The following is a 26,704-nucleotide window of genomic DNA, read 5'->3' as shown; positions in this document are numbered from 1 at the left end:
TGCCCAGTTGTTCCTGTGTAATGGCTTAAGGTCAAAGGAACGTCGCTCCAAACCGGTTTAGCACAAGTCATTAGATTGTCGAACGCGAAAGCATTACCGTCCTGCACTATTTCAAAATGTATTTTGTCACAGTATTACTGAACCAGTTGTCTGTCACATAGAGCTCGCCTTTTCCCGCATAGATATATTGATGTCCGGCGTTATAGTCGTTCCACAGTGTGGAGAGATGGTAGTTAATCTGCAGATTCCCCGGATCAAGCACGTAGAAATCTTCTCTGGCCCAGATAGTTATTGCCGGTAATGCCGACGACATGGTCTTTAGGGTTAAGCGTGCGCACCCAGTTCTTTTTGCCGTCTGTACCAAATCCGAATAGTTTGTAGTCAGTCTTGCTGTATAAGGAGACTAGTATAGACCCTCCACTGAAGGGTTGTACACCCACATTGACGCCAACCAGTTCTTTGGGGGCTGTGTATCTGACGAAAGGCGTTTTCAGTGCAGCCAGACTCCGGTAGACGTTAACGCTGGACTGGTCGGGATTATGCACAATATAACCGTTCGGGAGCATCTCCAAAGTCCCTGTGATTAATGCGCCTTTGGTTATAGCCAGTTTTCGGACCTGCTTCCTGTCACTGCTGAACTCTTCAAAATAGCGGTTAGAGGTTTTAGTCGAAGAGTTGTAGGCGTTGTAATACAGCAGAATATTACCGGTGTCCAGCACAACCAGCGTGAACGGGTTATGGAATGTTTTGGTCCATTTCAGCTTGCCGTTCGTATTGACTGCGGAGAGGAGTATTTTCGTTCCGTTGTCGTTTCTTTTATAAAAATAGCTGTTGCCGTCCTTGCTGTAATAAGGGTCCGAGCCGCTGAAAGGTTTGTCGTTGGCGATGTCATAGTAGTCATAGACCCAGTTGGTTGTACCCTTGCTGCGGTCTACGGACGCTTAGGTAAAAGTGGTGTACTTGGTCTTGGCGGATGAAACCGTCACTTTCTTGCGCAGCTGGAAAAACACCCGGTCCTTGCTCTGTAAGCTGTAAATGGAGTTAAACATGGTGTAGCCTTCGGGCAGTTTGTAGCTCCATTCCGGCTCCGGCAGCTGCTGGGTTTTGTAAGCTGCGAAAGTTCTGCCCGGCGTTAGCAGCTGGGCGGCAAGCAGAATAGCCAGCACGGAACCGGATGGACAAGGAAAGGAATGTCAGGAGTAGTGCGGGATAAGCGGCAGGGAAAGGGGAGGGGGATGAGGTAACGAAAGGGTAGCATAAGGCGGGGTATCATTCTTGATTATAATGGATAACGCATAATACCATGGCCTCGTAACCACGGACATTCTGCACATACTTTGACCGCTATAGCTTCATCCATATTGACTCCATTAATCATGTATAACGTGCTTCCCACAGGGACCTCATTGGATTCACCGTTTTTTGTCGGCATAGGATGTGATATCTTCTCAATCAGGCCGATTTCTTCACCGATATCTTGAATTTTTAAAGTTGTGTTAGATAAACCATACATGTTATTGTTTACAGCCACTGAGCTTGGATAGCTTGATGATTCTCATTTAATACCCCTCCTCAATCCATTATAATAATTTTCAGATGAATTAATTATTCTTATATGTAGTTTCTAACCCAAAGAGCCCGCGCCAGGCGCAGGCTCTTTGGGTTACTTTTCTCCAGAAGCTATAGGGTTCTCCTCGTAAGAAATCCAGTCACTCCAGCTCCCTGCATACAGCCGCACGTTCTTGAATCCGGCCTTCTCCAGCGCCAGAATATTCGGGCAGGCGGTTACGCCGGAGCCGCAAAAGCAGCATACCAAACCTCTTTACTAACTAACGATCGTTAGCTATAATCAGAATATAATATAAAATCTATTAATGTTCTGAAAGGAGTATTCATGATATGGAAACTGTCAGTGATATGGGGGAGTTTTTTGATGCAAATGGATTGTTGATCCAGAATGATAATAAAATTAGGATACTCAAGGTCGCCATAGATCTCTTTTCTCAATATGGCTATAACGCTGTCTCAATCAGAGATATTACTAGAGAGGTCGGCATAAAAGAGAGTTCTTTGTATAATCATTTTAAAAGTAAGGCAGTAATATTAGAAACAATTTATTTCAATTTTCGAATGGACATAGCCAAAATCATACCACAGCTGGATCGCCTTGATACCATTGTAACCGCCATAAATATTGAAATGTTTTTGACACAGGGTTTTCAGAACTTCCTGGATCATATTCAACATCCACAGATGGAAAAGATATGGCGGATTATCTATTTGGAACAAGTAAGGGACCAAGCTGCGAGAGCAATTTATCTAAACGATATCGTGGCAGGTATATGTGATTGTATAGCAATTGTGTTTGAGAAGTATATTGCGCTTGGTCAACTTCAGTCGCATGATCCCGGAATGCTTTCTATTAATTACCAGTATCCATTGTTTCAAATGGTTAATTCGTATATTTTGAGAAGGCTTGATGGATTGGATACAGCGGGTGTTGAACAAATGATGGTGGAGCATATTCATTTTTTTCTAAGTATGTTTCGGTTAAAGGAATAGAGGGGTGAAATACAGATTGATTGAGGAACAACGTATGATTTCGATATACAGGAAGGGTGGAAAACCGGATCAGGTCATGGAGGCTTATGATAATACACTCCGGTTGTGGAAGGTGCCTGTTGAATCTGTATATGTACCCACATCGTTTGGTCAAATACATATTCTTATTGCCGGACCCGAAGATGCCGAACCGTTAGTGCTGCTGCATGGCTTTGGATTCAGTTCGACGGTTTGGTTAGACAATATTGAAGCGCTGAGCCGGTGTTACCGGGTATTTGCTGTGGATTTTCCGGGGGACATCAATAAGAGCCGTTCGGTAAAACCAATCAAAAACAAAACGGATTGTGCGGCATGGTTTACTGAGTTGCTGAATGGCCTTCATGTAGATAAGGCGCATGTTTGCGGACATTCTTTTGGCGGATTCGTTGCTTTGGTTCTCGCTACCCGCGTATCCTCGCGTATACGAAAGATAATTATTTTAGCCCCAGGAGCGAGCCTGCAGCCGCAGAGTAAAGAGTTCTTTATCCGGTGTTTGTTTGCAGGCATGATGCCCACGACATCAAGAATAAATAAATTAATGGATTTTATGACAGGTAAGGGAAACAACATAAATCAGACCATCAAAAATCAATTCATAACCGGCATGCAAAATGCGCTTCCGCGAACCAAATTATTCGTTTCATACATAAAGGATGATGATTTAAAGTTAATTAAAGCTCCGGTTTTGCTGCTCATAGGTGATCAGGACATTCAATATAACGTTGATAAAGCCGTTAAGCGGGCCCGAAAGCTGATAAATGGGATTGAAATCACTGTCATTCCCAATACCGGGCATGGGCTTCCACTAGAAAAACCGGTAATATTGAACAGGTTGATGCTGGATTTTCTCAGTTCCTGATCTATCAGAGCCCGGGGCAATGTATACGAAAAACTGAGTACAATATACTTCCCGCAGGGTAAATTTACCCTCTAATTTAAATAGAAATTAACAAAAGCTCGCGTCGGTGGACGCGGGCTTTTCATACTGACACTCCCCTCGACTACTCACTGGTGGCGATAGCATTCCCCTCATAACTAATCCAGTCACTCCAGCTTCCCGCATACAGCCGCACCTTCTTGTATCCCGCTTTCTCCAGCGCCAGCACGTTCGGGCAGGCGGTTACACCGGAGCCGCAATAGACAATGATCTCGCGGTCCTTCTCAAGGCCAGTGAAATGCTCTTGCAACTCGTCGGCGCTCTTGTAGCTGCCGTCAGCATTCTGCGTGTTTTTCCAGAAGTAGTTAAGTGCACCGGGGATATGTCCTGCTTTCTTGTCCATGGTTTCGTTTTGGCCCTGGAAGCGGTCGCCCGCACGGGAATCAATCAGGATCGGTAGGGGGGAGAGGGATGCCGGGGAGTCACCGTCCGCCGTATCACCCATAGCTGCAACAGTCTTTTCGGATACCACCCGCACTTCATCCACACCAGCGAGCATCTGCGGCTGCACATTTGCCACAAATGTACTCGGTACACGAATCGGCTGATGATCCGTTACCGGATATTTTTCCGCCTTCCAGGTACTGAAGCTGTCCTCCAGAATAAAGACCTGCTCATGCCCCAGGTAACGCAGCAGCCACCAGAGACGGGCCGCGTTCATACCGCTCTCGTCATCATAGGCAACAATGCGTGTATCATTGCTGATGCCCAGCCTAGAGAGACGGGCTGCAAGCACCTGCGGGTCAGGCAGCGGATGGCGTCCGCCGTGTTCACTGACCGGTCCGTTCTATTAATATGGATCTATAAGCCGTAGACGTTCTACACAATCGCGCATGTTATCTGCAATTATTCTGCTAGCCCGATCAAGTATATTTTTTATTTTCGGTTGATCCTTAGGATAAGTTGCTTCAAACAACTGGCCATTATCATAAGTAATATAGACAAATAGCTCATTTTTGTCAGCTAAAGCAATCGACTTATTGAAATCTACATTTGTTAATTTGTTATCCAAAGCGACTAACTCGATTACTTCAACCAAATTACGGTCTTTTCTTTCAATAGTTTGGGCGATGAATTCGTCCCAACTCTCTCCCGCTTTTAACTTTAAATCCATATCACCAATCCCCTTTCTCGATTTGGAAAATTTTATTTTATCAGGTCAAAAATTTCTGGTCAATTAGCTTTTAAAATTTTGTTAAATCCTCTTGAACTTTTAGGTGCGAGATGCTGTTGAGCACTGCAAGCTCTATTGTTTGCAGCTTGTTGAATCATGCTACCAATATAATGTAATAAAAATGTAAAATAATACCATGGAAATAGTATGTAGATAATAAAGTGCGAAATAGTGAGTAAATAGGGTGTTATTCAGACAAAACGACGATTTATGCGGAAATTGCATTTGGAAACTCCTTCGAAAATCTACCCCGACTTTGTCAATACCCCTATGAACTCCCCCGCGGGCAGTGTCGGTTGACCACTCGTTTTAAATGAGAAAACGAGGGAGAAAATGGATTGGAATCCCAGCTGAAGCAAGTTTCATTTCTATGTATTATGCTAGTGCTATCAGGACGTACGGGCCCGACGAACTGGAGTAATACCATAGAAATCTGTGAGAGAGGTATGCACCAATGATAAGAATTCAGACTTGTGAATCAAACGGTTACACCAACAATCAAGTTACAGCTGATGAGTTTCGAGAACTAGCCTCACAAGCAATTGAGAGATTTCTCGAAAACAATAGTGATTATTTCACTGTTGTGAGGAAGGGGCTCAAAGACTTGGTTGTAGTAACAGATGGATATGGAAATAGCTTACCCTTTAGCCCGATGAAGCTAGTGAATGACTTATCTGAGGACTTTTGGATTATTGTTGATGATTATCGTGATACCACAGCAGAAGCGTTGCGGATTAATTTTATATTGCCAGAAGAATATTGATTATTATAAAGGCGCTGAGCAGGTGGCAAGAAATTTATATTCATGGACGTTAGTGGGGTACATGGTTAAGTAATTCTGCCACCGAGCCTCAATGAGACTTGGTGACAATACAAACAAAATGGAGGATCTCACATGCAAATAACAATTAATCAAACTTGCAAGATTAATCGCGTATCAAAGGTGGTTCTTGAAGATTGGATAACGGTATCTGGTTTCCCTGTTGTGCAAGTTTGTGGAGTGAATTTGGCTGTTTATGACTATAGACCACAAAACTGGCGTGTTGATCTAGATAAAGCTAATGTTTGGATTGATGAAAGAGTACAGAATGTTGTTGAAGGAATCGAACTTTTTATTGGCTATCCAGAGAAGCCAAGCCAAAAGTCACAAATCACTATTGAACAAGCTGAACCTGAATTCCTTCGGGACTATTTGTATCCGAATATGCCAGTACAGGTCAAAACAGCAGTAGAAAAAGCGGAATTCGAAGACTTACGGTGCGGCTTTCTCAAAGGACACAAAAGAGATCGATGGTTCGAAGCAGCAGGAGGATTATTAGGTTATAACGCTCTGGAAGCACTTAAACACGAAGGCGACAAGTTGAAAACACTACTGGTTGGATTGGAAGCACGCCTATACGGGCTTTACCTCCGTAGTATAAAGCACGCACAAAACAAGCCCCCCCCCCGACTTTAAAACCTATGCTTCAGGGCTTCTCGGGGCAGGGACACTTGATCATTTGAATAATGCAATGATAAAAAGTGCAATGGATAAGTATGGGAATAATCTCGTCAAAGGATTAGTGAAAGGATCTAGTTATTGGAGTTAATAGAAACAGAGCAAAGTAGAGGTTCTTCTATCTGATTTTCTGAATGATTGTGCCGCATTTCTTGTCGAACTCTCCATACATGGGATAAGATTCCTTATCAATAATAGAATCTTATCTCATTGGAGGATTTCACTATGCTGGTATATGGAGTGAATAGAATAGCAAAGGTACTGGGGTGCAGCCCAATTACTGTGCGTAGAATTATAAGCAAACATGAAGATTTTCCATTCAATTGGCTTAGCGATATCGGAACCTTTGAGTTTAATACTGATGCGTGCCAAGAATGGTGGGACACTCACCGCAACGTGGTGATGAAGAAACAAATCCCTACAAACGCTCTACAGCAAAGTAAGTTTGCTCAGAAGCTAGGCGTCAGCACTCGTCTGATAGCAATATGGAGACAGCGAGGATTACCAGCAGAGAAGTTAACTGATGGATCGGTATGGATCAATCGGAGAACTGCTAAGCAATGGTTTCTGGAGCAAAAGGATGAAAGAACCAAGTTTTACGCAGAGAAAATTTGAAAACTGCGACAGAGAGAGTATGAAAGAGTATAAGCTAGGAAAATGGAAGCGGATGTTGTCAAGAACAAAAGAAAAGCGCGGAGGGCACGCACGAGAGAATAGCCTTAAAAGGGAGTTTCCCACAGGGGATTCGAAAATAAATGATAAGACATGTAACATAGGTCTCACAGAACGCCAGAGCCAAGCGGACTGTTAATTTGGAGCAACCTACAGGAGGAGAGAACAACGGTCTTGAAGAAAATCATATCATTTGAAATTGGGCAATTACACCAAAATGCATGTAAAGCAAATAGCTTAGGTTACAAGGTTAGAGGGCTTAGTGTAATTGATCCTTCGGGCAAGCCAGTGGAAATATTTGATCTTGATGGTTTTCCAGCATTCATAATGCAGGAGGAATTTATTGGGGAAGAATACATCTTTGTCCCTGCTCATCTACTTGTGTTATGGGAGAAATATGGCGTTCAAATACTGCTGGAAAAACAGATCCGTTATAAAGATGGGAACATCAATAACTTTAGATTTGAGAATGTATATTTAGGAAACTGGCCTGAAAGTTTAGATGATTTTTTCAACATAAGATTCCAATAGGAGGAGATATTAATGAGTTTTGAGGGTATAGTTGAAGAAATGGAGCAGGAGCAAATAGTAACTGAGAATACTCTTGAGGAGAATATCAAATCATATAGTCATATTTCAGACACAATTACACTCCAATATCTCATTGAAGAAATTTCCAAGTTGACAGACAGATCCAAGCGTCATTTGAAGATTCAAGAGTTGGTTTTACGTTTGAGAGAGCTAGGGATTATAGATGCTAGGGAACATAATATGAAAGTGAAAGAATTGCGAGCACAAATTGATGAAGAGGCACGCAAACAACAAGCTATGAGAGCGCAGAAATCTTCGACTGTTATGGAATGCCATGATGGAATGTATTGTGATTCACTCAATGGTATGGGGCAGATTACTAACTTTATTATTTATCCTAATTATCGGGTATACACTGACAGGGTATCGACTAATGATCGTACATCCACTGATACTTATGCTGAGTTCACTATAATCGTCCCACAGGAAAATGATAAATCTATCCAGTCGATAGTAGAACTTCAAAGTTATGATTTTAGGAGTGCTATGGTACTTAAGGAAGAATTACAAAAACGTAATGTTGGTTCAGCATTTATTTATGGAACGGATCGAATGGTGTCAAAGTTAGGGGAATACCTCTTTACTGAAGTGAAATGTGAAAAGAAGAAAGGTGTTAGTCTACTTGGTATCGTAGAGGTCGAAAAAGAAAAAGTCGTTGTTACACCAAATCACACTTATGATTTGAATGGAAAAATTCGTCCAGATATAGTATACCACCGAGATGCGACTACTCCACCTAATGTAGTAACTAAATTAACGGGCTTAGAGTATGATCCAAATTCATGGAGAACGGAAGTTATTCCATTATTTATTCAGAACGCAGTATATTTGCATGAACGCACCACTATGCTCAGTATAATTGGCTGGCTAACTGCAATTGGTTTTGAAACAATAATAAGAAAGAAAGGAAATACAGAGGGATTCTCACACGCTTTTCTTGTGGGAGTTAATGGTGGAGGTAAATCTGCTATAGCTGCAACACTTATGCCTTATTTCGGTTATGGCGGCAATACAACTTTGCCGAGTTTTACTACTCAATTTGGTGACTTAGCTTCTGTATCTACTAGTTACCATATACCAACTGTCAAAGATGAATATCGACCAAGCGATTGGAAAGAAGCAGTCCGAAATGAACGAAATAATTTTATCCGCGATTCTTTCGGTAAGAAGAGTGAGGATAAGGGAACGAAATACATGGACATTAATACCTATCCCAGCAAGAATCCACTGCTCATTACTGGACAACAGGCTCCTTCTGACCCTTCGCTAATTGAGCGGATGATAATGATCTTCATTAATTCAAATTTTATTAATGAAGAGGTCCTAACAGTTGAAGGTCAACGGGCCAGGGATATTCATGATTTATTGAACGATTCACAAAATAAGAATTATTGGACAGGATTCTTGATATGGGCAGCTAGACAAGACCCTGATGATGTGATCAAAATCTGGAAAGACTATATTGATACACTGAAGATCAAGTTTCCTAAGATGAAGATTCGTGAAGCAAAAAACTATGCCATTGTTCCACTTGGTTTATACATGTTTAAGAAACTAGCAGAAGAATACAACCTTGATTGTGGTTATACTGTTCAAGACATTGATTACAACATCTCCACACTGGGTGACCAGGTTACAACTGTTGTTGGTGAAAAGAAAGATGAACTTCGATTATTCTTTGAAGACTTAAATTGGTTTATTGAAACTCATGGAAATGCGCATGGTAAGTTGTTCGGTGATGATTACAGCGTAAGATTATACCAACCATCAGAGAGCAAGGCAGACGAGTATGGGAAAGATAAAAGGCCAGCTTTTGTACAAGGGAGAAAAGTACTTTTGATCAACATAGCTGATGCAGTGAAAACTATTGGAGATCGTTGTAAAAATAAGCATCATGAACAAATGTTGAAGCCAATAATTGCCAATGAGTTTGAGAAAACTAAGAAGAATAATGGTACTGGACTTGTCCTGGCTCCGGATGGATATCGGGCCTCATCTTCAAAACGTTACACAGCGTTTAACTGGGAGCAGGTAAAAGAGTATTTCAGTTACATTGAAAAACAAGCTGACGATGAAAAAGAGGCTAAGGAGAAGCAGTATGGAGGATATTCGATAGCCAATTGAGCATATTCTTTCCTTATTAGCACCCTGTTAAAATTCAGGGTGCTTTATTTTGTACTCTGCCACGGGCCACACAGGTGGAGAAGGAGCATGGCCAATAGTGGTATCATGAAAAGCCTAAGTAAAAGCACGGAATCTTAAAGATAGGGCTCTTAAAGTTGTCCTTCATTAAGAATTGTATATGTGATTGGGTAAGTGACTGCCACCAACCGCCACTTTCTTTTGTATGGTGGCCGTCGAATCTACGATCGCTCGTAAGGGTTCTGAAGTAATGGGAACACCCCTTAACTGCCACCTGCCACTGAAAGAATATCTCCTTAGTATTAATCCCCCTCCCCCTATACGTAGAGGAGGAGGGGGCGAAAGGGGAAGTATCAGACTTTAAGGTGACAGGTGACAGTTGTATACTGTTTCCATCGCCTCTGACTCCCTCGCGGCGCTCACGAAGTACTCCGCCACTTTGATGGCAGCAGTGGCAGCCGGTGGCAGTTCATGCGATTCGCCTACGCTAGTCATCCTCGTTAAGATTCTTGTTTCCTTTCCACGCCCATGGGGGGGGGGCTGGAGCTCTGCTACACAGTGGAGGGTTGAGTAGCGTCAACTTTGCTGTGCTCCTGACTGTTACTTCCTTCCTTAGTACTCCTCCCCCAGCAGCACTGTTGTCACGCTTCTGTCTCGCTCTGTCACAACAAACACCGCCTTCTCCCAAATTCCAGAGTACGTACTGACGATTCGCTCCCCGTGACTGATTGCCCACTGGTTGAGTTTCCAATCCATCTCGCTTACGTTTCCGTAGTTTCCACTCACATGGCAGTTTAGTACAAAGAGAACACCGAATTGAGTGATCAGTTCAGTAGCTCCAGGCGTCACTACTATTTCGCCCAATTCAAACAATTCTTTTTCCACTTCTAACTCCCCCCTAATTGCTAACGTTAGCAGATTCTACCACAGGGAAATCTAAGCACACAATCCCTGTGTTTACACGAATCTATGTCTCATGGAATTCTATGATATCAAAGTGGGGAATCAAAGATCCTTTGTACAGAGGCCTCGTAGGCAGCTTTTAGATCAGAGTTGTTTCTAACGCTTAGTGGAAAGTGTTCAGCGGCTCAAGGACTTCCAGCTCCTTCTCTACGATTCTTGTGCATTCAACATATTTCTCCGGCAAGCCCAATAGTTCTTTGCTGCCTGAACAAGCAGTGAGTTTCGCGAAAAAGCAAAGAAGCCGCTGACCATTGGTCGCAGCTGAGAACTTACCCTGAGGAGGGGCGGAAATCTTAACTCAGGGATTGCGCTGTGACTGATGTTGCTTGTGTTTTGTTAGCTGGAACACAGAAGTTAACTCCATTAAATGGTATTGTACTTGTAGGACGAAGAGGGGTGCCATTCACGGTCGTTTGTAGAAGCTTCCTCATCATTCGCCAATAGTTTGAGTGCGGATAGATTGGTAATCGTTATGTATTTATTATGTACAGAGATAATTTGTGCAGCCTGCAGCTCCTGCAAACCTATCGTCATAGATTCGCGGCTTATACCAATCATATGAGCCATGTGCTGGTGGGTGCATTTCCAGTCGATCAGATATCCTTCCTGAGACTCTATTCCAAAGTTGGAGTGTAGATCGAGCAGAAGATTGGCGATTCGGATTTTACTTGATAGAAATGCCAGATATTCCAATTTGCGATCCGCTTGGTCAAGTCGTTCGCTAACTACGTAGAAAAGTTTACGCAAGATTTGTGGATAGTGATCCATCAAATCTTCCAGATCGGATTTATGGATTGCCCATAGAACTGTCATCTCAAGGGTTGATACAGAAGCCAATCGTGTGCTGCTGCTGTAGATTGCCTCAAGCTCGCCAATCGACTCCCCTGGAAATTGATGTCCAAGAATAAGTTCTTTTCCTTCCGACTCGCGGAAGATCTTAAGCGAGCCTGATTTTATCACAAACATTTCCAATCCTGGATCTCCCTGTAGAAAAAGAACCTTATCCTTATGGTAGAAACGTTCTGTGAATTTGGACAATACATATTCTGGATTGGTCACAGTAATATCTTTGAATAGGGGTACGTCTAAAACAGACTGAAACACAAAGTTCACTTCTTCCTTAAATGTGATCTAAGTCGATTATTTCGAAATACATAGGTAAGAACTGTAGATAGATAACTTGTTCAATTGATATTGATAACGTTATAATGCCATAAAATTTAGTTTGGGGGGAGTCTTTTGAGCAATAATTATAAGAAGATATTGGTAGGTGTATTGTTGACAGCAACTCTCATAGGGCCAAATACTATGTTTGCAGCATCATTCAAAGATGTTGGAGAAAGTCACTGGGCTTATTCTACGGTAGAGTGGGGAGTAGGAGAAAAGATTGTTTCTGGCTATGAGGATGGAACATTTAAGCCACAAAAAGAAGTGACCCAAGAAGAATTCCTCTCGATGTTGATTCGGACATATGAAGGAACCAAGGTAGCAAGCGCTGGCGAACGTTGGTCGGACCCGTACTACAAGATCGCAAAAGCAAATAACTATCCAACCGGTTCTAACCGGAACGCAAAGATTACCCGTCAGGCCGTAGCTGAAATCATCGCGGGAACACAAGGTAAAAACTTCTCCGGAGACAACGCAATTAAGTTCCTCCTGTTGAACGGCCTTGCTGGAGGTAAAACCTCAAACACAGTGGCTGGCTTTGAAGGCGATGATACCTTGACCCGGGCTGAAGCGGTAACTTTCATTAAGAAAGTAATCGACAACTCCAGCACACATGATTTGCAAGTTCGTCCAACCGCTCCAAGCAGCACAGTGGAACTCGGTGAGGAAGAAGTTCCGAAAGGAACCATTGACGTCATTGATGGATACGATAAGCTGTTGGAGACTTACGCTAAACTAATGGAGCCAGCCGTTAAGAAGTATGGTTTCACCACTGGATATAATGCTCCCCAGGAAGCTGCTTTTATCCGCGACTCTAACGGATCAATTATTATGTCGTACAGTGACAGCTCCGCTAGTGGCGGTACTCAAGTCGTTTCGATGAGTGGTATGGCAGATGTTGCAACAGATACCATCTCTCAGCCTCGCTTGAACGCAGTACTCGCGGCAATGGGTGCTGTTGGGCTCCCTAACGGGGCCGATGTCAAAGCTGCAATCGTCAAAGCCCTAACAGAAGATAGCACTACTATCAAGTCGGGGGGCCTAACTCTTGAAGTTTTGGCAGTTTCGTACGGTCGCGTTGTAATCTACGTTGACTAGGTCATCTCAAATAGCTCATAACAGCCCCTGACCTAATCATAAGTCAGGGGCTGCTTTATGCCTGCCTTCACACAACGAAGAAGCCCCGTCCTCCTTTTACAGAGGCGGGGCTTCTTTCCAGCTAAAGCAATAAGGACTTGATAGTGTGAAGGTTGGGAGCCTTCAGCAAGGTTGGTCCAGTGCAAATTGGCGGGCGCACCAGAACACCAAAGCAGCTTCTCACGCAACTTTTTGGAGGGCTCGAGAGAATCCCCAAATTGAGAGCAGCAAGCACCGTTAAGAAATTCAAGCAGTTGTGGTCCGCATACAGTTCACTGGGGGCAAGGAGCTAAGCTTATACGAGGGCATAGATTCAACAGTGAAAAGACGTCAGAGGCTTGTATAATTTCCAGACGTCTTTTGATTTTGTTTTGATATCCCCAATATTGCTCTTAAGAACAGGAAATACTCTGGGATTACTCAAAGGCAGATTGGTCGTAGAGAGAATCGTTATATGGAAATTCACGGCGCTGATTCACTTGAGGTTGATACGATGCAACCAACTACACAGGTAAAACGAAGAACGAGGACTTAGACTTACTGTATTGTTTAAGAACAGTATAGAATTCAATAATGAAGTAAGAGCGTTTACGACAAAGTCGGAAATGTTAAGAAAAGCTGCAATGTTGTTTTTGGTAATTGGCCCTATGAGCAGGATTAACTTATTTTACGAAAGGAAATGGGCAAATATTAAAGTGCTCATAACTTGCAAATAAGTAGGATTTCGTCTCCAGCCTCGCTAAAGAATACGAGTGATATCAATCATCTTCGGTTTATGGAGGTTAAGAATGTCGTTGGAATGAGATTGCCTTGGCATGTAAACTCCATATGTATTGATCGAGATATTGTTGTGTTGTGGAATTATGGTTGTGGTTATTTCAGTGGGATTGAATCGGGATGAGCTGGAATTGAGTGTTGGGAGATAGGAGAGTTCTACGGTTGGGTTTGGGGTTGGAGACGAAGTGAAGGTAGGCGATAGGATTGAGAATTGAAGAAGTGAGAGGGTGAAAGGAGAGCTGAGGTTGGCTGAGTGAGAGGGAGCAGGTTAGAGCTTGTTGCGTTTGGCGGGGGAAGTGAAGTAGTGATGAAAGATTGTACATGGGAAGAAGGCTGTTCGGGTGCAATAATTGTTGAATTGATATTTCTACTGTTAAGATTAACATGTCTATTGATAAGCTTGGCATGAGGTTAAAAAGAGATGCAGTGCAATAGACAAACCAAAGAGGAAAGCGGCTGTTCGCCCATATGCGAATGGGCGCCTTTTTTGCGTTGTGATAAAAATATAGGAGGGATTAAATGAGAGGTTGTGTTAGCAAACGTGGGAATAAATGGTGCTACGTGGTTGAGTATGGGCGACATCCAGAAACTGGTAAAAGAAGACAAAAGAGCAAAAGTGGATTTGCGACAAAAGTTGAGGCAGAGAAGGCCTTGAGTAAAGTTTTGCACGAGATGAACACAGATACGTTCATAGAGACAACAAAGGATGATGTAACAACTTTTATTACGACTTGGCTGGCACAGAAAAAGATGACAATTAGGCCTGGAACATACAAGACATACCGTTGGTTGGTGAATTATCACATTATTCCACAGCTAGGTCAACTGAAGGTGGCTAATCTCTTGCCGCAACATTTAGTGAGCATGTACGAAAGAATGCAGGGCGGCGAGAAGAAGCTTTCTCCGCAGACAATCAACCATGTTCATAAGGTGCTCCACGATGCCTTGAAGACGGCAGTGCAGTGGGGACTGCTAACCCGGAACGTCTCAGAGCTTGTAAAACCTCCGAAGATACCAAAAGCAGAAACTAAGGTATGGAACGAAGAAGAATTAATGGAGTTTCTTGAATTTACGAAGGACAGCCGCTACTATATCATCTTTCTGCTGGCTGCTACAACAGGTATGAGGCGTGGAGAAGTGCTTGCTCTACGGTGGGAGGATGTTGACCTCAAGGCAGGCAAAGTGACTGTACGAAGATCATACACTCGTGGAGTTGTTGGCCATATCTTTCAAGAGCCAAAGACTAAAGCCGGTATTCGCTCCATCGTTCTTCCACAACAAACCACAGATGCACTGAAGAAACAGCGGCTTTTACTCGAAGATGATCGAAAGAAAGCGACAAAGAAGGGGACAGAGTATAATGATTATGGACTGGTTGCACAGACAAAGAACGGCTATCCGGTAAATCCTTATTATTTGGAATCCCGTTGGCTTGATTTTATAAGAAATTCCGGTTTGCCACGTATAAGGTTTCACGACCTTAGGCATACACATGCAAGTCTTTTGCTGAAGGCCGGAGTGCATCCGAAAGTTGTTACTGAGCGGCTGGGACATTCAAGCATCACTATTACGCTGGATCGTTATTCGCACTTGTTCCCAACGATGCAACAGGAGGCGGCAGAGAAGCTGGATGACCTTATGAAAGCTGCAGACAAATCTTCAATTCCTATACCAGTAGCTGTTCACCAGAGTGATGGATTTTTATTGCAGTAATTCCTGACCCCCTAGAGTATTCTGGCTAGGGGGTTGTGTATGCTCAGTCATTCGACAACGGAGAGTTGATGCCGTCAGGTTTTGTTTGATTCCAGGTGCCTAGAAACTAAATTCTCCGCGTCCCTGTTTGCAGATTGTTTGCAACTGAACGCCGAAAGGACTGAACTAGGTAGCTTACAAATCAACAACCGGTTCAATCCACAAACCTGCTTATCCCAATTCTTTCACTTTTCAATCCTGCTCCGTCGCATATTTTTATAATCACTACAAGCACTTCAGCTCCTTGCATACAGTCGCACATACTCATTGTTATTTTCAAATATAAATCCTTTAATTATTCTCACAATTTTCGAGTTTTCCATTGAAAGAATCTATAAGATACAAGATGATAATAAAAATATTGTACCTTGTCTTTTTGTGAGGTAAAATTTTCTTGTAATGTAAACTTTAAAAATGAGGCGATCTATTTGTTAACAGTGGGCTCTAAGATTAATGAAAGGTATGAATTAATTGAATTTATTGCTCCAGGAGGAATGGGTGAGGTTTGGAAGGCTATAGATCACACACTCACAAGGAATATTGCTATTAAAATGGTGAATGGAAATTATCTCAAACAAAATCCAAGTGCTGCTGATATTCTACTTGATGAGGCAAAAGCGGGAGCAAGTTTACTAGGACATCCGAATGTAGTTTCTATCATTGATTTTGGTTCTTTCCAAATATCCAATGTCCTTAATTACTTTATAGTTATGGAACTTGTTGATGGTATAAATGTTAATAGGTGGATAGAAGAGTATAAGCCTTTGATTGATAAAACTACTTATTACAATATATCATTGTTTATAGCCCTTGAAGTTTGCAGAGCAGTTGCATATGCTCATCGCAAGGGGATTTTGCATCGTGATATTAAGCCGCTTAATATTTTTTTATCAAAATTCGGCTTAATTAAGGTTGGGGATTTTGGCTTAGCTAGATTTATTGAAGCAGTGACAAGATCTCATACAGTTTGGGATTTAGGAACACCTTCTTATACAGCACCAGAACAATGGAAGGGAGAAAAAGCCACTAAAGAAACAGATATTTATCAGCTGGGTTGTACTTTATATCATCTTTTTACAGGGAAACCACCTTTTGAAAAAAACAGTGGGGCAGCTTTAATGTACGCTCATTTAAATGATAATCCTACTGCGCCTCATTTTGTTTCAGACATTATTCCCCAAGATCTCTCAGAGCAACTACTTAAGTTGTTAGATAAAGAACCAAACAAAAGATGCAGTTTGTGGGAAATCAACGATAAGCTTGCCGATCAGATACAAAGGAAGTTTACAATGGAAGGGAATTTTCATTTGCTATCCGATGCTCAAAAAGAAAAAGTTAATGAAATTACTGAACTTGAAATAAACGCTAAAACACCAACAAAATTTACTTTTCCAGATTTTTCCGAGATCCTTTCGGAAAGTATTGAATTAATCCTTGAAGGTATAACCGATTTGAAAATTACAAGTGAAGAAACATAGAATATTGAGTTAAAAATCTGATTTTCTTGAATTAAATAGTTTATTTAGGAGATAACAAATTCCAAGATGATCTTTTCCATTAACATAAGTCAGTTCAATAATATAGAAGATGATATAATTAACTATGTTTATTTAATAGTCTGTATAAAAATGAGAGTTCAACCTCTAATTTAAATGAAAATTTAACATAATTATATATTTTGATTTTAAGATTTAGAACCTTTCAAATAATATTATTGCGATAGAACTAACTTTTTGTATCATTTAAGTCTATTTAATGCATTGTGGGCGGAAATAAAGTTGTGAATGAGATTCTTAAAACCTCAGAATATAATTCTAAAGATAAAAGAGTCGCTATATTGCGTTTGCAGTTTGTTTGCAATCGAACGCCAAAAGGATTGAACCGGGATGCATATTCATCACTCGGTCCAGTCCCTTTGGCTGCTTAACAAACTACTTCTCTGTTCTTACTCTTCCCCAGAAGCTATAGGGTTGTCCTCGTAAGAAATCCAGTCACTCCAGCTTCCCGCATACAGCCGCACATTTTTGAACCCGGCCTTCTCCAGCGCCAGTACATTCGGGCAGGCGGTTACGCCGGAGCCACAGTAGACGATGATCTCGCGGTCCTTGTCAAGGCCAGTGAAATGCTCCGCAAGCTGTTCGGCGCTCTTGTAGCTGCCATCAGCGTTCTGCGTGTTTTTCCAGAAGTAATTGACTGCGCCGGGGATATGACCTGCTTTCTTGTCCATGGTTTCGTTCTGGCCCTGGAAGCGGTCGCCCGCACGGGAATCGATCAGGATCGGCAGGTCAGATAGAGGTTCTGATGAGCCATTATCAACAGCGTCAGCCTTAGCCGCAGCTGTCTTTTCCGATACCGCCCGCACTTCATCCACACCAGCCAGCATCTGCGGCTGCACATTAGCAGTGAATGTACTCGGCACCCGCACCGGCTGATGATCCGTCACCGGATATTTCGCTTCTTTCCAGGTACTGAAGCTGTCTTCCAGAATAAACACCTGCTCGTGCCCCAGATAGCGCAGCAGCCACCAGAGACGGGCCGCGTTCATGCCGCTTTCGTCATCATAGGCTACAATGCGTGTATCATTGCTGATCCCAAGCCGGGAGAGCCGGGCTGCAAGCACCTGCGGGTCGGGCAGCGGATGGCGTCCGCCGTGTTCTGTGACCGGGCTGGACAAGTCCAGCTCCAGGTCGAGATAGACCGCTCCCGGAATATGCTCCTGCTCATAGCTTTCCCGGCCAGCCTGAGGTTTGCCTAATGTGAACCTGCAGTCCACAATCGTCTGCTCCGGGTCATACAATCTGGCTAGCAGCCAGCGTTTGGATACAGTTGCGTCCATAATAAATCCCATCCTTTGCGCTATGATATGTATTGCATTATTATAACGGAAAAAATACAGGGACGCATACACGGTCCTAATCCATTTATTCTGTTGCCTTGCCGTACGTTTTCTTCCAGTGCTCCAGCCACTCCGGATAATCCATACCCTTTATCTGTTTCAGTGTTTTTCCTTCAATTGAGTATGCTCCTCCCGCCATGACGAGGTTCTTTACTTTGCTTAGTGGACCTGAAATTCCGCCAATGACCTTGCTGTCAACAATCATAACGGAGACAGAAATCCTGTAATCGTCCGGACTGTATTGCTGTTCCAAGGGGTGATCCTTCACGATGAATGGATAGGTGACGATCTCTTTTCCGAAATAGGCGTCAGGTTCCTGCTTCTGAACCCCCCAAAGCTGCATATAATCGAGATTCTCAAGCATTTTCTGCTCCAATGTATATTTGGTGGGCTCTCCTTCATGAGCTACAATCGTATAACCGAGGGTTTGAACATAATCGGCTGCAATTTGCTCGTCGGTTTTACCTTCGCCGGGGTTATCTTTGTTGCCGCATCCTGCCATAGTTAACAGCACAAGGCTGAGAAGAAGGGATAGTATCGCGCGGATTTTCAATGATAGTCCTCCAATCTTAATGATTAACTCATACTATCACATCAAGAAATATTTGGAATAAACAAAATAAAACGTTTACCGTGAAAAATATAGAGATACCCGTCTATCTTATCCTGCTGCAATATTTCAATAGTCATTTTGGAAAAGGGGTTTGACACACTGGGGTGACAGCTATAGTATTGCTTTTGAACTAAGTGGTATCGATATTTTTGAGAGAGAGGCATGAGTCTGTGGAAACAATAGTGAGGGAGCATTGGCCGGAATGGGTCGGAACGCTAAAGAAGCGCAGCGGAGGCTGGAACAATACAACCTATATAGTAAACGGAAGCGGCCGGAAGGGCGTTCTGCGCATTTATGATACCCATCGCGACAGGGGAAAAATAGAATTCGAACATTATGTGCTGCTTGAGCTGAGTAAGCTGTCATTACCGTTTAGTACACCGCTGCCGGTTCAAACCGTATATGGTGACACACTGGTGCAGCTTGAAGAGGGAAAGGGCAAATTTGCCTGCTTGTTCAGGTATATTGACGGTGATTCCCCCGGGGAAGAGGTTACCGGTTACTATGAGTCGTTCGGCGCGTCTGCAGGACAGCTGTCGTCCGTTCTGTCTGAATTAGCTCCCGGCCCGAAGCCGGTTTACCGTCCCTATTACGAGCTCCGCCAGGCATATCCGCTATGTACTGATGAGACGGTCCGGGAGCTGTGCATGAATCCGCCGAAGGCGCTGGCTGAGCTGAAGGTGAAGCTTGGCAGGATATATGAGGCCTATGTCAATATTGCAGATTCGCTAAAGGAACTGGAAACGCTCCCGCATCAGCTGATCCACGGAGATCTCAATGCTTCTAATCTGCTGGTGGATACGGATGATTACAGCCGGGTTGCGGCACTTCTTGATTTTGAATTCTGCACCTATGATTTGCGGGCCATGGACCCTGCAGTCATTCTGTCGGGGCTGCTGGGCCATCCGGAGCAGCAACAGGCAGTCCGTGATTTCTGCAGAGGCTTCAGCCGGAGCGTAACGCTGACTGCCGAAGAGCTGACAGCGATTCCGGTCTTGATGCTGCTGCGCAAAATTGATGTGTTTCTGCATTTTGCCTCCCGTTATCTGGAAGGGACGGATCCAATCAGCGTGCTTCATGAGCAGACGCGGCTGCTATCCGCTGATCTGATCCAGCTGTCGGCAGGAACAGCAGGGATTGTGGAGCTTTTGCGGGAAGAGCAGGATAGATCCGACAGGGGTTAGCACGGGGATAGGCGGCATGAATATGCGGAAAAGGTTATCATACAAGTGTTGTTAGCAGGAGAATAGCTGCACTCTGTGCATTTAAAACCCGTGTAAAGCTGCATGGGTACGATATACGTGTATTTTGTGCTGCTAAATCCTTTTTAAGTAAAACGATCTTTTGCAAGCATTTTAATTGCACAGAATGGAGATTCTTGAGCGAACTAAGTGGAAATCGCCATCTAATACCTGGTAAACTGAAGGTTTGAGAAATCTAGTTGGAAAAACGGCACTTAATGATCCGCTTTTTGCCCATAATGAGGGTTGCAGCCTTAATTAAGTAGCGATTTCGCAACTAATTACCGGAAAAGTTGAGCTTGTATGAGATTAAGCAGCAAAAATCCAACTAAATGTTTTGGAGCCTCAGCGTGATCTCAATAAGTCTGTCGTTGAGGAAGCTCTGACTACTCTCTCAACAAACCAAACAGCTGCAGCATGGAACCCCTGGCAATAAGTCCAGGGTTCTTGCTGCAGCTGTTTGATTTACCCGCTAATCACATCCGGCGTGCCTCTTAGTATTTCCTTATAAGTCTCAATCGCCAAGGCCCGTGAACGCTTCAGGTCGACAATGGCCTCCGGGCGGGGCAGATGGATCTCTTTGTCGGACAGACCGGACAGCTCCGGCATCCATGCCCGGATATAGCTGCCGTCCGGATCATGGGTCTGCGACTGCGTGACCGGATTCATCACCCTGAAGTACGGGGAGGCATCGTATCCAAGAGAGGAGCTCCATAGCCAGCCGCCGCGGTTCAGCACATTATCGTAATCCTTCAGCTTCAGGCGGAAGTACCGTTCCCCGTAAATAAACGGACAGCCCAGGTTTTTGGTCAGGAACATGGCGGTAATCATCCGCAGCCTGTTCGGCATCCAGCCGGTCTCGTTCAGCTGACGCATTGCTGCATCTATTACCGGAATGCCGGTATTGCCGCTGGACCAGGCTGCAAAATGATCCGTACTAAGCGCTGACAGGTCATAAACCTTTTCATAGCTGAAGAAATCAGGGTCCATCCGGGCCTGATACAGGTAAAAATCCCTCCAGCCCAGCTGCCTCAGCCAGTCTTCCCCGCTTCTGCCGTCCTCCGTCAGCCGGCTGTAAACCGTCCGCACCGAGATGGCTCCGGTGTTGAGATGTCGGCTGATCATGCTGGTTCCCTGCTGTGCATATTTGTCGCGTGCGACCTGGTAGTACTGCAGCTCGGTCTGCAGGAAATCATCCAGGATAAGGCCGGGACTCATGCTGCGTGCCGATAAGGTCAGCTGAGACAGCTGACGGGTGATTTCCTCGGGAAGCCTGAATTCAGAGACAGCATCAGCATCGAGTGATGCGGTATCCAGCTGCTGCAGGCGGGCAGAGTAGGGCGGGCGGAAGCGTTCAGCGAGAAAGCTGCGCCAGCGGCGGTAAAAGGGAGTGAACACCTTGAACGGTTCGTTCCGGCCGCTCCACTCCATAAAATCATTGTGGTCACAGAGCATACTGTCCTGGCAGGAGAGAAAGCGGAGGCCAAGGCCTGCCGCGGTGTCGCTCAGCAGGCTATCTCTTTTTAACGCGTAAGGAGTATAGTCGGTATGGGTTATTACGAGATCAATCGGGTGGATCTGGGACAGCTTGCCCACAATGACCTCAGGCTCGCCGTACAGTATGTGAAGCAGCTTGCCTTCCCGGGCATACTCCTCCTGTAACCTGGCTACATGTGTAAGGAAGTTGATGCCGCTGTGTTCAAGATGGCGACCATTGCGCAGAAGAAAAGGTTCGAGGATCAGTACATGCAGCGAACGATCTCCGGCAGCTTGAATGAGGTCAAATGCCGGCAGATCATAAGTCCGCAGATCCTTGCGGTGGATGAATAGAATCATATGGGCAGCTTCCTTTCACAGACAAAAAGGTTTACTCATTATTAAACTGTGAACCGGGCAATGAACTATGGCAGCGAATAAATGATTATTATCCGTACAGCTAGATTAGCCTGTACCCAGAAGGCAGGTCGCCGGTTCTGCGGATTTCCCGGATTTGCGCGAGGGTAAGGCGCTGATTGGTTGATATAATGGATTCTACATCATTGCCGCGGATAAAGTCATCCAGATCACGGATGTTATGATTTCCGCGGAGCACGCGGAAGCTGCCTCTAAACCGGGTTCTGCTGAACAGAACCAGGGTTGCATTGCTGCTGGTAGAGAAGAAACGCAGGCTCTCAATACCATCAAGGATATTATCGGTATTGCGGATGCCCAGGTTACCGGTATAGGTTCTTCTGCGGCCCAGGTAATTTTCTTCCTCATAGACTCTCAGGCGGGGGTAAGTCTGGGATACATGAACGTCTGGCTTCATCATCATTCCTCCTAAGGTTGTCAACTCTGATGCAATTCTATTTTATGTACTGTCCATATTTTGGTGTGGTTGATAAACTAGCAGTCCGTTAATAGGGCACCCCAACAGGGAACACGAACCGGAGTCAAAATAATCCGGAAGTTCAGGCTTTACTTTACCATTATCCTAGTGTACTATGTAACTAACACACCAGTACAGGGGGTACAACGGAAATGGAGCGGACTTCAGTTAACCGGCCACAGTCAGCGGCCGCAGGCGATCTGCCGGTTCTGCAAATGAAAAATGTTACAAAGATGATTAAAGGGAAGGCGATCGTCAACCAGCTGTCTTTTGAAATCCGTAAAGGGGAGGTTGTAGGGCTGCTTGGGCCAAATGGTGCGGGCAAGACGACGGCGATCCGCCTGATGACCGGACTGATCAGAATGACAGAGGGTGATGTCCTGATTCACGGCCACAGTATCCGCCATGATTTTCAGCAGGCTATCGCCCATATCGGGGCCATTATCGAGAACCCTGAGTTTTATTCCCATATGAGCGGACTTGATAATCTGAAGCAATATGTGCGGATGAGCGACGGGATTGCTGAATCGCGGATAGCTGAGGTAGTAGAACTGGTAGGACTGCAGAATGCGCTGGATAAAAAGGTTAAAGCCTACTCACTGGGCATGCGCCAGCGGCTTGGTATTGCCCAGGCCCTGCTACACTCGCCGAAGCTGCTGATTCTGGATGAGCCGACCAATGGACTTGATCCGGCGGGTATCCGTGAGATGCGGGGGTATATGCGAAAAATCGCCGAGGTGGAAGGGATCTCCATCCTGATCTCCAGCCATATGCTGGGCGAAATCGAGCAGATCTGCCACCAGGCGGTCGTCATCCAGAACGGCACGTTAGTCAAAGTTACCCGGCTTGGAGCACAAGACAGCACAGAGAATGAAGTATCCCTGAGCATCAGGGTTGATAATCTTACAGCGGCGGCAGCTGTGATTCAGGCGGAAGAGGGAGTACGGTTGACTGCCACAGATGAACAACATTCCGAGCTGATTATCAGCCTGCACGACCGTAAAGTGCCTGAGCTGGTTGCCTCGTTCAGTGCGGCCAAAGTCGGTATCTACCGGATTACTGAGCATAAACAGAGCCTCGAAGATGATTTCCTGAAATGGACTGGAGGGAACCGGATTGCGTAAATTTAATTTGCTGGTAGTCAATGAATGGGTGAAGATGGCCAAGATACGCTCCTTTGTTGTACCTTATCTGATTCTTATGCTGTTCCCGCAGCTTTTGGGATATATTTTCCATTCTGTGTCGCCCGGCTCCTTTGCTTCAGCAGCGGGTTTTACGAGGGAAATGCTGCTGCCGACCGGAATGGGCCAGGTGATGACAATTCTGTCGATCATCGGTACCGCGGGGATTGTCGCCAAGGAGCATAGCCGCGGGACCATCAAGTTCCTGCTGATCCGCGCCCGCAGCCGTACAGCCATTCTGGCATCCAAATATGTGACCGTTCTGCTCTATGTTCTGAGTCTGACTGCCGTTGCGGCGGCAGGTATTTTCCTTAGCGGCATGATATGGTTTCAGACAGGAGGCGGAGACACGGGAATAGCAGATATACTGCTATCGCTGTTGTACGGATGCATATATTCTTTTGTATATGTGACTCTTGCGTTTATGCTGGGTGTGCTGACCCATTCGACAGGTGTTGCTATCGGTCTTTCAATGTTCCTGTTAACAATGGATAAAATGGTGATTTCGCGCAGCTTCTATAAGTATTTCCTGTTCCCCAACCTTGATTTGTCCGTGTACGGAAGCGGTCAGCAGGCTCCGCTGCCAGGCATGACGGTCGGCTTTTCGATTGTAGTTCTGGCTGTTTATATGACCGTATTTCTGCTGGCGGGCTTTCTGGTGTTCAGACGAAGGGACGTTGCTTGATGACGATTGAATTTGACAACAACCAGCCGATTTATTTACAGATAATGAACTATCTCAAAGGCGAGATCATCACAGGCAAGCTGAAGCCCGGTGACAAAATCCCCTCTGTACGCGAGCTTGCTGCGGAACTGCAGATTAATCCGAATACAGTGCAAAGAACCTTTCAGGAACTGGAGCGTGAAGAGATCGTGGAGACGCGGCGCGGCATGGGGAGATACGTAACAGGGAGGGAAGAGACCATTATGAAGATCAAACGGGAAATGGCCCAGGACATTCTTGAGCGGTTCGTCCGCGGCATGCAGGAGCTTGGTTTCCAGAGTGAAGAGATTGTAAAGGCTGTGGCTGACAATATTGCGGCAAAAGAAAGCAGGGGGATGTAAGGGTGGACAGCATACTTAAGGTTCAGCAGGTATCCAAAGCATACGGCTCCAGGCAGGTGCTGCACAATGTTTCTTTTGAACTGGGCGCCGGTAAAATCGCCGGGCTGCTCGGCAGCAACGGAAGCGGAAAAACCACGCTGATGAAGCTGATATCAGGGCTTGCCCAGCCGTCCGCCGGCAGCATTTCCGTGCTGAACACACCCGTAGGGGAAGAAAGCAAGCTACTTGTATCCTTCATGCCGGACCGTCCGCTAACAGAAAAATGGATGAAGGTTGGCGATGCACTGAAATTTATGCGTGACTTCTACCCTGATTTTGACCCGGAAAAAGCCCGCCGCATGCTGGACTTCATGAAGCTCAGTGAAAAAAGTAAAGTATCCTCGCTGTCCAAAGGGATGAACGAGCGCCTGCAGCTTACGCTTGCCCTGTCCCGCAGGGCCAGGCTGTATATGCTGGATGAGCCGATTGGCGGCGTTGATCCGGTGGCCCGGACCAAAATCCTCAATGCCCTGATGGAGTTTTATGAGGAGGACAGTACGATTCTGATCTCTACCCATCTGGTATCGGATATTGAACGGATTTTTGATGAGGTGATCTTTATTAAAGAAGGGGAAATATTCTTGCATAGTGATGTTGAGGAATTGCGGCTGCAGCGCGGTAAGAGCATTGATGAGCTGTTCAGAGAGGTGTATGCGGAATGCTGAAGCTGATTTCTTACGATTTCCGGCGCAGCCGTGACCGCATACTTGCGGTACTGGTAATTATGATCCTGTTTCAAATCGGGGTCTGGTTATCTTCCGGTACAACGATTGAAGAGACAGTCTCTATACATTTAATCGTCTATTTTGTGGTAGGAACCATCTTCCTGTTCTTTGCCGCCTTCAGCTACAACCGTAACCTGAAATCCTATCCGCGCAGGCTGATTCCTGTAAATGCAATATATACCGTACTATCGCCGCTCCTGCTGTACTGGCTGCTTCTGCTGTCTCTGCTGCTGATCGGACTGATTCATCTGGGATTGTATGTCCTGGTCTACTCAGCTGATTTCCTACCCGCGAACTTTTGGCCCGTTGTGATACGCAGCACATTACAGTGCACTTGGTCTGCAGGATTAATCCTGCTGATGGTAATGTTCGCTTGCACGGTGGCACGCAGTATTCCGTTAAAAGGGAAGGTTTGGATTACACTTGCTGTTCTCTTCGCTATAGAAAATGGGGTGGCTTACCTCGAGAAGCTGCTGTTTAACAACTATTTTATCGGGCTTGACAATGCGTTCCGGTTCGAAATTACAAAAGCCTCAGATCTCTCCAGCGGGCTAGAGCTTGTCTATACCGGCTCGGATTTGATCGGGGTGCTGGTTTTTGAAGCCGGGGTTGCTGTACTGCTGGTCTATGCGATGACCTTGCTGATCAGGACAAGAACGGAAATTTAAACACATAAAACGGTCACAAAAGCAGAGCTGTCCGGCAGCTCTGCTTCTTTGTCTTCATGGGGTATAATATTATACCTGGTGACATTACAGCGCCGTGCGCGTATTTGTCCACAATTCCAGTTCGCGTACCAGCTGCTCATCTTCCTGTTCGTTCAGCTCAAGCCTGATTCCATATTGGAATTGTCCTATACCAAACATCCAGCCCCAGCGCACGCTGCCCTCAAACTGCAGATTCTGTTCGGCCAGCCGGAAATGGATGATCAGCTTGGTATCACCTGAGGTAAAGCGGAGGTTCAGCGAAGTGCGCACCTTACAGCCCGAGCGGCTGAGATCAAGCAGCACACCCTCGGTTAATTTACCGGCGCCAGGACCGGTATTGCCTGCAGGAACTTCAAGCCAGCATTCGATCGGCTGGTTCATTACATATCGGAATGGTTCTTTTCTGCTGGAGTCGTCCATCATTTACCTCCGCCTGTTTTTTTGCTATTATAGCGGAA

Annotated in this window: 28 protein-coding genes and 1 pseudogene; 16 read left to right on the top strand and 13 right to left on the bottom strand. The window is 45.0% G+C overall.

The genetic code is table 11. The annotated features are described in order from the left end of the window. Positions 1-106: 106 nt before the first annotated feature. The 4 genes and pseudogenes from M2108_RS03705 to M2108_RS03690 all read right to left on the bottom strand — a co-directional run. Positions 107-262, bottom strand: coding sequence for a hypothetical protein (locus M2108_RS03705; protein ID WP_277467197.1), 156 nt, complete (start codon positions 260-262; stop codon positions 107-109). Further along, positions 255-719 carry a hypothetical protein gene (locus M2108_RS03700; RefSeq protein WP_277467198.1) on the bottom strand — a complete coding sequence of 155 codons (465 nt, stop codon included), beginning with the start codon at positions 717-719 and terminating at the stop codon, positions 255-257. Before M2108_RS03700 ends, M2108_RS03705 begins: the two co-directional genes overlap by 8 nt. A gap of 222 nt (positions 720-941) precedes the next feature. Continuing rightward, positions 942-1,166 (bottom strand): hypothetical protein, encoded by a 225-nt coding sequence (locus tag M2108_RS03695; protein ID WP_277467200.1) that lies wholly within the window; start codon positions 1,164-1,166, stop codon positions 942-944. A gap of 497 nt (positions 1,167-1,663) precedes the next feature. Further along, positions 1,664-1,813, bottom strand: a pseudogene (locus M2108_RS03690) (sulfurtransferase); the annotation flags it as partial. A gap of 86 nt (positions 1,814-1,899) precedes the next feature. On the opposite strand from M2108_RS03690, the gene M2108_RS03685 reads away from it, so the two are divergent. Both M2108_RS03685 and M2108_RS03680 read left to right on the top strand, forming a co-directional pair. Further along, the gene (locus tag M2108_RS03685; protein ID WP_277467202.1) at positions 1,900-2,562 is read left to right on the top strand and encodes a TetR/AcrR family transcriptional regulator; all 663 of its coding nucleotides are present in this window, start codon (positions 1,900-1,902) and stop codon (positions 2,560-2,562) included. Between the two features lie 16 nt (positions 2,563-2,578). After that, a complete protein-coding gene (locus M2108_RS03680; RefSeq protein ID WP_277467203.1) occupies positions 2,579-3,460 on the top strand; it encodes an alpha/beta fold hydrolase in 882 nt (293 codons plus the stop codon). A gap of 142 nt (positions 3,461-3,602) precedes the next feature. Here M2108_RS03680 and M2108_RS03675 read toward each other — a convergent pair whose 3' ends face one another. Next, on the bottom strand, positions 3,603-4,289 hold the full coding sequence (locus M2108_RS03675; RefSeq protein ID WP_346780530.1) for a sulfurtransferase: 687 nt from the start codon (positions 4,287-4,289) through the stop codon (positions 3,603-3,605). A gap of 39 nt (positions 4,290-4,328) precedes the next feature. Next, entirely contained in the window at positions 4,329-4,652 is a 324-nt protein-coding gene (locus M2108_RS03670; RefSeq protein WP_277467204.1) for a hypothetical protein, read from the bottom strand. A 514-nt stretch (positions 4,653-5,166) separates the two neighbouring features. On the opposite strand from M2108_RS03670, the gene M2108_RS03665 reads away from it, so the two are divergent. From M2108_RS03665 to M2108_RS03645, 5 genes are all read left to right on the top strand, one after another. Beyond that, the gene (locus M2108_RS03665; RefSeq protein WP_277467206.1) at positions 5,167-5,475 is read left to right on the top strand and encodes a hypothetical protein; all 309 of its coding nucleotides are present in this window, start codon (positions 5,167-5,169) and stop codon (positions 5,473-5,475) included. A 132-nt stretch (positions 5,476-5,607) separates the two neighbouring features. After that, on the top strand, positions 5,608-6,168 hold the full coding sequence (locus M2108_RS03660; protein ID WP_277467208.1) for a hypothetical protein: 561 nt from the start codon (positions 5,608-5,610) through the stop codon (positions 6,166-6,168). 267 nt (positions 6,169-6,435) lie between these two features. Beyond that, positions 6,436-6,825 carry a hypothetical protein gene (locus tag M2108_RS03655; protein ID WP_277467209.1) on the top strand — a complete coding sequence of 130 codons (390 nt, stop codon included), beginning with the start codon at positions 6,436-6,438 and terminating at the stop codon, positions 6,823-6,825. A 231-nt stretch (positions 6,826-7,056) separates the two neighbouring features. Then, entirely contained in the window at positions 7,057-7,413 is a 357-nt protein-coding gene (locus M2108_RS03650) for a hypothetical protein (protein ID WP_277467210.1), read from the top strand. A gap of 12 nt (positions 7,414-7,425) precedes the next feature. After that, a complete protein-coding gene (locus M2108_RS03645; protein WP_277467212.1) occupies positions 7,426-9,597 on the top strand; it encodes a hypothetical protein in 2,172 nt (723 codons plus the stop codon). A 630-nt stretch (positions 9,598-10,227) separates the two neighbouring features. On the opposite strand, the gene M2108_RS03640 is transcribed toward M2108_RS03645, so the two are convergent. Then, entirely contained in the window at positions 10,228-10,500 is a 273-nt protein-coding gene (locus M2108_RS03640) for a hypothetical protein (protein ID WP_277467213.1), read from the bottom strand. Positions 10,501-10,941: 441 nt separating this feature from the next. Further along, a complete protein-coding gene (locus M2108_RS03635) occupies positions 10,942-11,637 on the bottom strand; it encodes a Crp/Fnr family transcriptional regulator (RefSeq protein WP_277467773.1) in 696 nt (231 codons plus the stop codon). Between the two features lie 180 nt (positions 11,638-11,817). Here M2108_RS03635 and M2108_RS03630 point away from each other — a divergent pair, with 180 nt between their 5' ends. The 3 genes from M2108_RS03630 to M2108_RS03620 all read left to right on the top strand — a co-directional run bounded on the left by M2108_RS03630 (position 11,818) and on the right by M2108_RS03620 (position 16,889). Continuing rightward, on the top strand, positions 11,818-12,843 hold the full coding sequence (locus M2108_RS03630) for an S-layer homology domain-containing protein (protein ID WP_277467214.1): 1,026 nt from the start codon (positions 11,818-11,820) through the stop codon (positions 12,841-12,843). A 1,335-nt stretch (positions 12,844-14,178) separates the two neighbouring features. Continuing rightward, positions 14,179-15,372 (top strand): site-specific integrase, encoded by a 1,194-nt coding sequence (locus M2108_RS03625; protein ID WP_277467215.1) that lies wholly within the window; start codon positions 14,179-14,181, stop codon positions 15,370-15,372. 476 nt (positions 15,373-15,848) lie between these two features. Then, entirely contained in the window at positions 15,849-16,889 is a 1,041-nt protein-coding gene (locus M2108_RS03620) for a serine/threonine protein kinase (RefSeq protein ID WP_277467774.1), read from the top strand. A 467-nt stretch (positions 16,890-17,356) separates the two neighbouring features. Here M2108_RS03620 and M2108_RS03615 read toward each other — a convergent pair whose 3' ends face one another. After that, positions 17,357-18,247, bottom strand: a complete 891-nt coding sequence (locus M2108_RS03615) for a sulfurtransferase (RefSeq protein WP_277467216.1) — start codon at positions 18,245-18,247, stop codon at positions 17,357-17,359. An 85-nt stretch (positions 18,248-18,332) separates the two neighbouring features. Continuing rightward, positions 18,333-18,860, bottom strand: a complete 528-nt coding sequence (locus M2108_RS03610) for a hypothetical protein (protein WP_277467217.1) — start codon at positions 18,858-18,860, stop codon at positions 18,333-18,335. A 230-nt stretch (positions 18,861-19,090) separates the two neighbouring features. On the opposite strand from M2108_RS03610, the gene M2108_RS03605 reads away from it, so the two are divergent. Next, positions 19,091-20,104: a phosphotransferase enzyme family protein gene (locus M2108_RS03605; protein ID WP_277467218.1), complete on the top strand. Its 1,014-nt coding sequence runs from the start codon at positions 19,091-19,093 to the stop codon at positions 20,102-20,104. A gap of 522 nt (positions 20,105-20,626) precedes the next feature. Here M2108_RS03605 and M2108_RS03600 read toward each other — a convergent pair. Both M2108_RS03600 and M2108_RS03595 read right to left on the bottom strand, forming a co-directional pair. Beyond that, entirely contained in the window at positions 20,627-21,997 is a 1,371-nt protein-coding gene (locus M2108_RS03600; RefSeq protein ID WP_277467219.1) for a cryptochrome/photolyase family protein, read from the bottom strand. Positions 21,998-22,097: 100 nt separating this feature from the next. Then, positions 22,098-22,469 carry a hypothetical protein gene (locus tag M2108_RS03595; protein WP_277467220.1) on the bottom strand — a complete coding sequence of 124 codons (372 nt, stop codon included), beginning with the start codon at positions 22,467-22,469 and terminating at the stop codon, positions 22,098-22,100. Between the two features lie 212 nt (positions 22,470-22,681). Here M2108_RS03595 and M2108_RS03590 point away from each other — a divergent pair, with 212 nt between their 5' ends. Genes M2108_RS03590 through M2108_RS03570 form a run of 5 tightly spaced genes read left to right on the top strand, consistent with a single transcriptional unit; the run spans position 22,682 to position 26,207 of the window. Next, positions 22,682-23,653 carry an ABC transporter ATP-binding protein gene (locus M2108_RS03590; RefSeq protein ID WP_277467221.1) on the top strand — a complete coding sequence of 324 codons (972 nt, stop codon included), beginning with the start codon at positions 22,682-22,684 and terminating at the stop codon, positions 23,651-23,653. Continuing rightward, the gene (locus M2108_RS03585; protein WP_277467222.1) at positions 23,646-24,395 is read left to right on the top strand and encodes an ABC transporter permease; all 750 of its coding nucleotides are present in this window, start codon (positions 23,646-23,648) and stop codon (positions 24,393-24,395) included. The genes M2108_RS03590 and M2108_RS03585 overlap by 8 nt, the downstream gene beginning before the upstream one ends. Beyond that, positions 24,395-24,775, top strand: coding sequence for a GntR family transcriptional regulator (locus M2108_RS03580; protein ID WP_068725831.1), 381 nt, complete (start codon positions 24,395-24,397; stop codon positions 24,773-24,775). The genes M2108_RS03585 and M2108_RS03580 overlap by 1 nt, the downstream gene beginning before the upstream one ends. 2 nt (positions 24,776-24,777) lie before the next feature. Next, positions 24,778-25,479 carry an ABC transporter ATP-binding protein gene (locus M2108_RS03575; protein ID WP_277467223.1) on the top strand — a complete coding sequence of 234 codons (702 nt, stop codon included), beginning with the start codon at positions 24,778-24,780 and terminating at the stop codon, positions 25,477-25,479. Further along, positions 25,473-26,207 carry a hypothetical protein gene (locus tag M2108_RS03570; RefSeq protein WP_277467225.1) on the top strand — a complete coding sequence of 245 codons (735 nt, stop codon included), beginning with the start codon at positions 25,473-25,475 and terminating at the stop codon, positions 26,205-26,207. The genes M2108_RS03575 and M2108_RS03570 overlap by 7 nt, the downstream gene beginning before the upstream one ends. 84 nt (positions 26,208-26,291) lie before the next feature. On the opposite strand, the gene M2108_RS03565 is transcribed toward M2108_RS03570, so the two are convergent. Next, the gene (locus tag M2108_RS03565; RefSeq protein ID WP_280776875.1) at positions 26,292-26,669 is read right to left on the bottom strand and encodes a PilZ domain-containing protein; all 378 of its coding nucleotides are present in this window, start codon (positions 26,667-26,669) and stop codon (positions 26,292-26,294) included. Positions 26,670-26,704: the final 35 nt, after the last annotated feature.

The sequence above is a fragment of the Paenibacillus sp. PastM-3 genome (assembly GCF_029893965.1).
In the GTDB taxonomy this organism is placed as follows: Bacteria; Bacillota; Bacilli; order Paenibacillales; family Paenibacillaceae; genus Paenibacillus_AQ.
The sequence above is the reverse complement of the archived record's forward strand: the minus strand, read 5'-3'. Positions and strand labels throughout refer to the sequence as shown.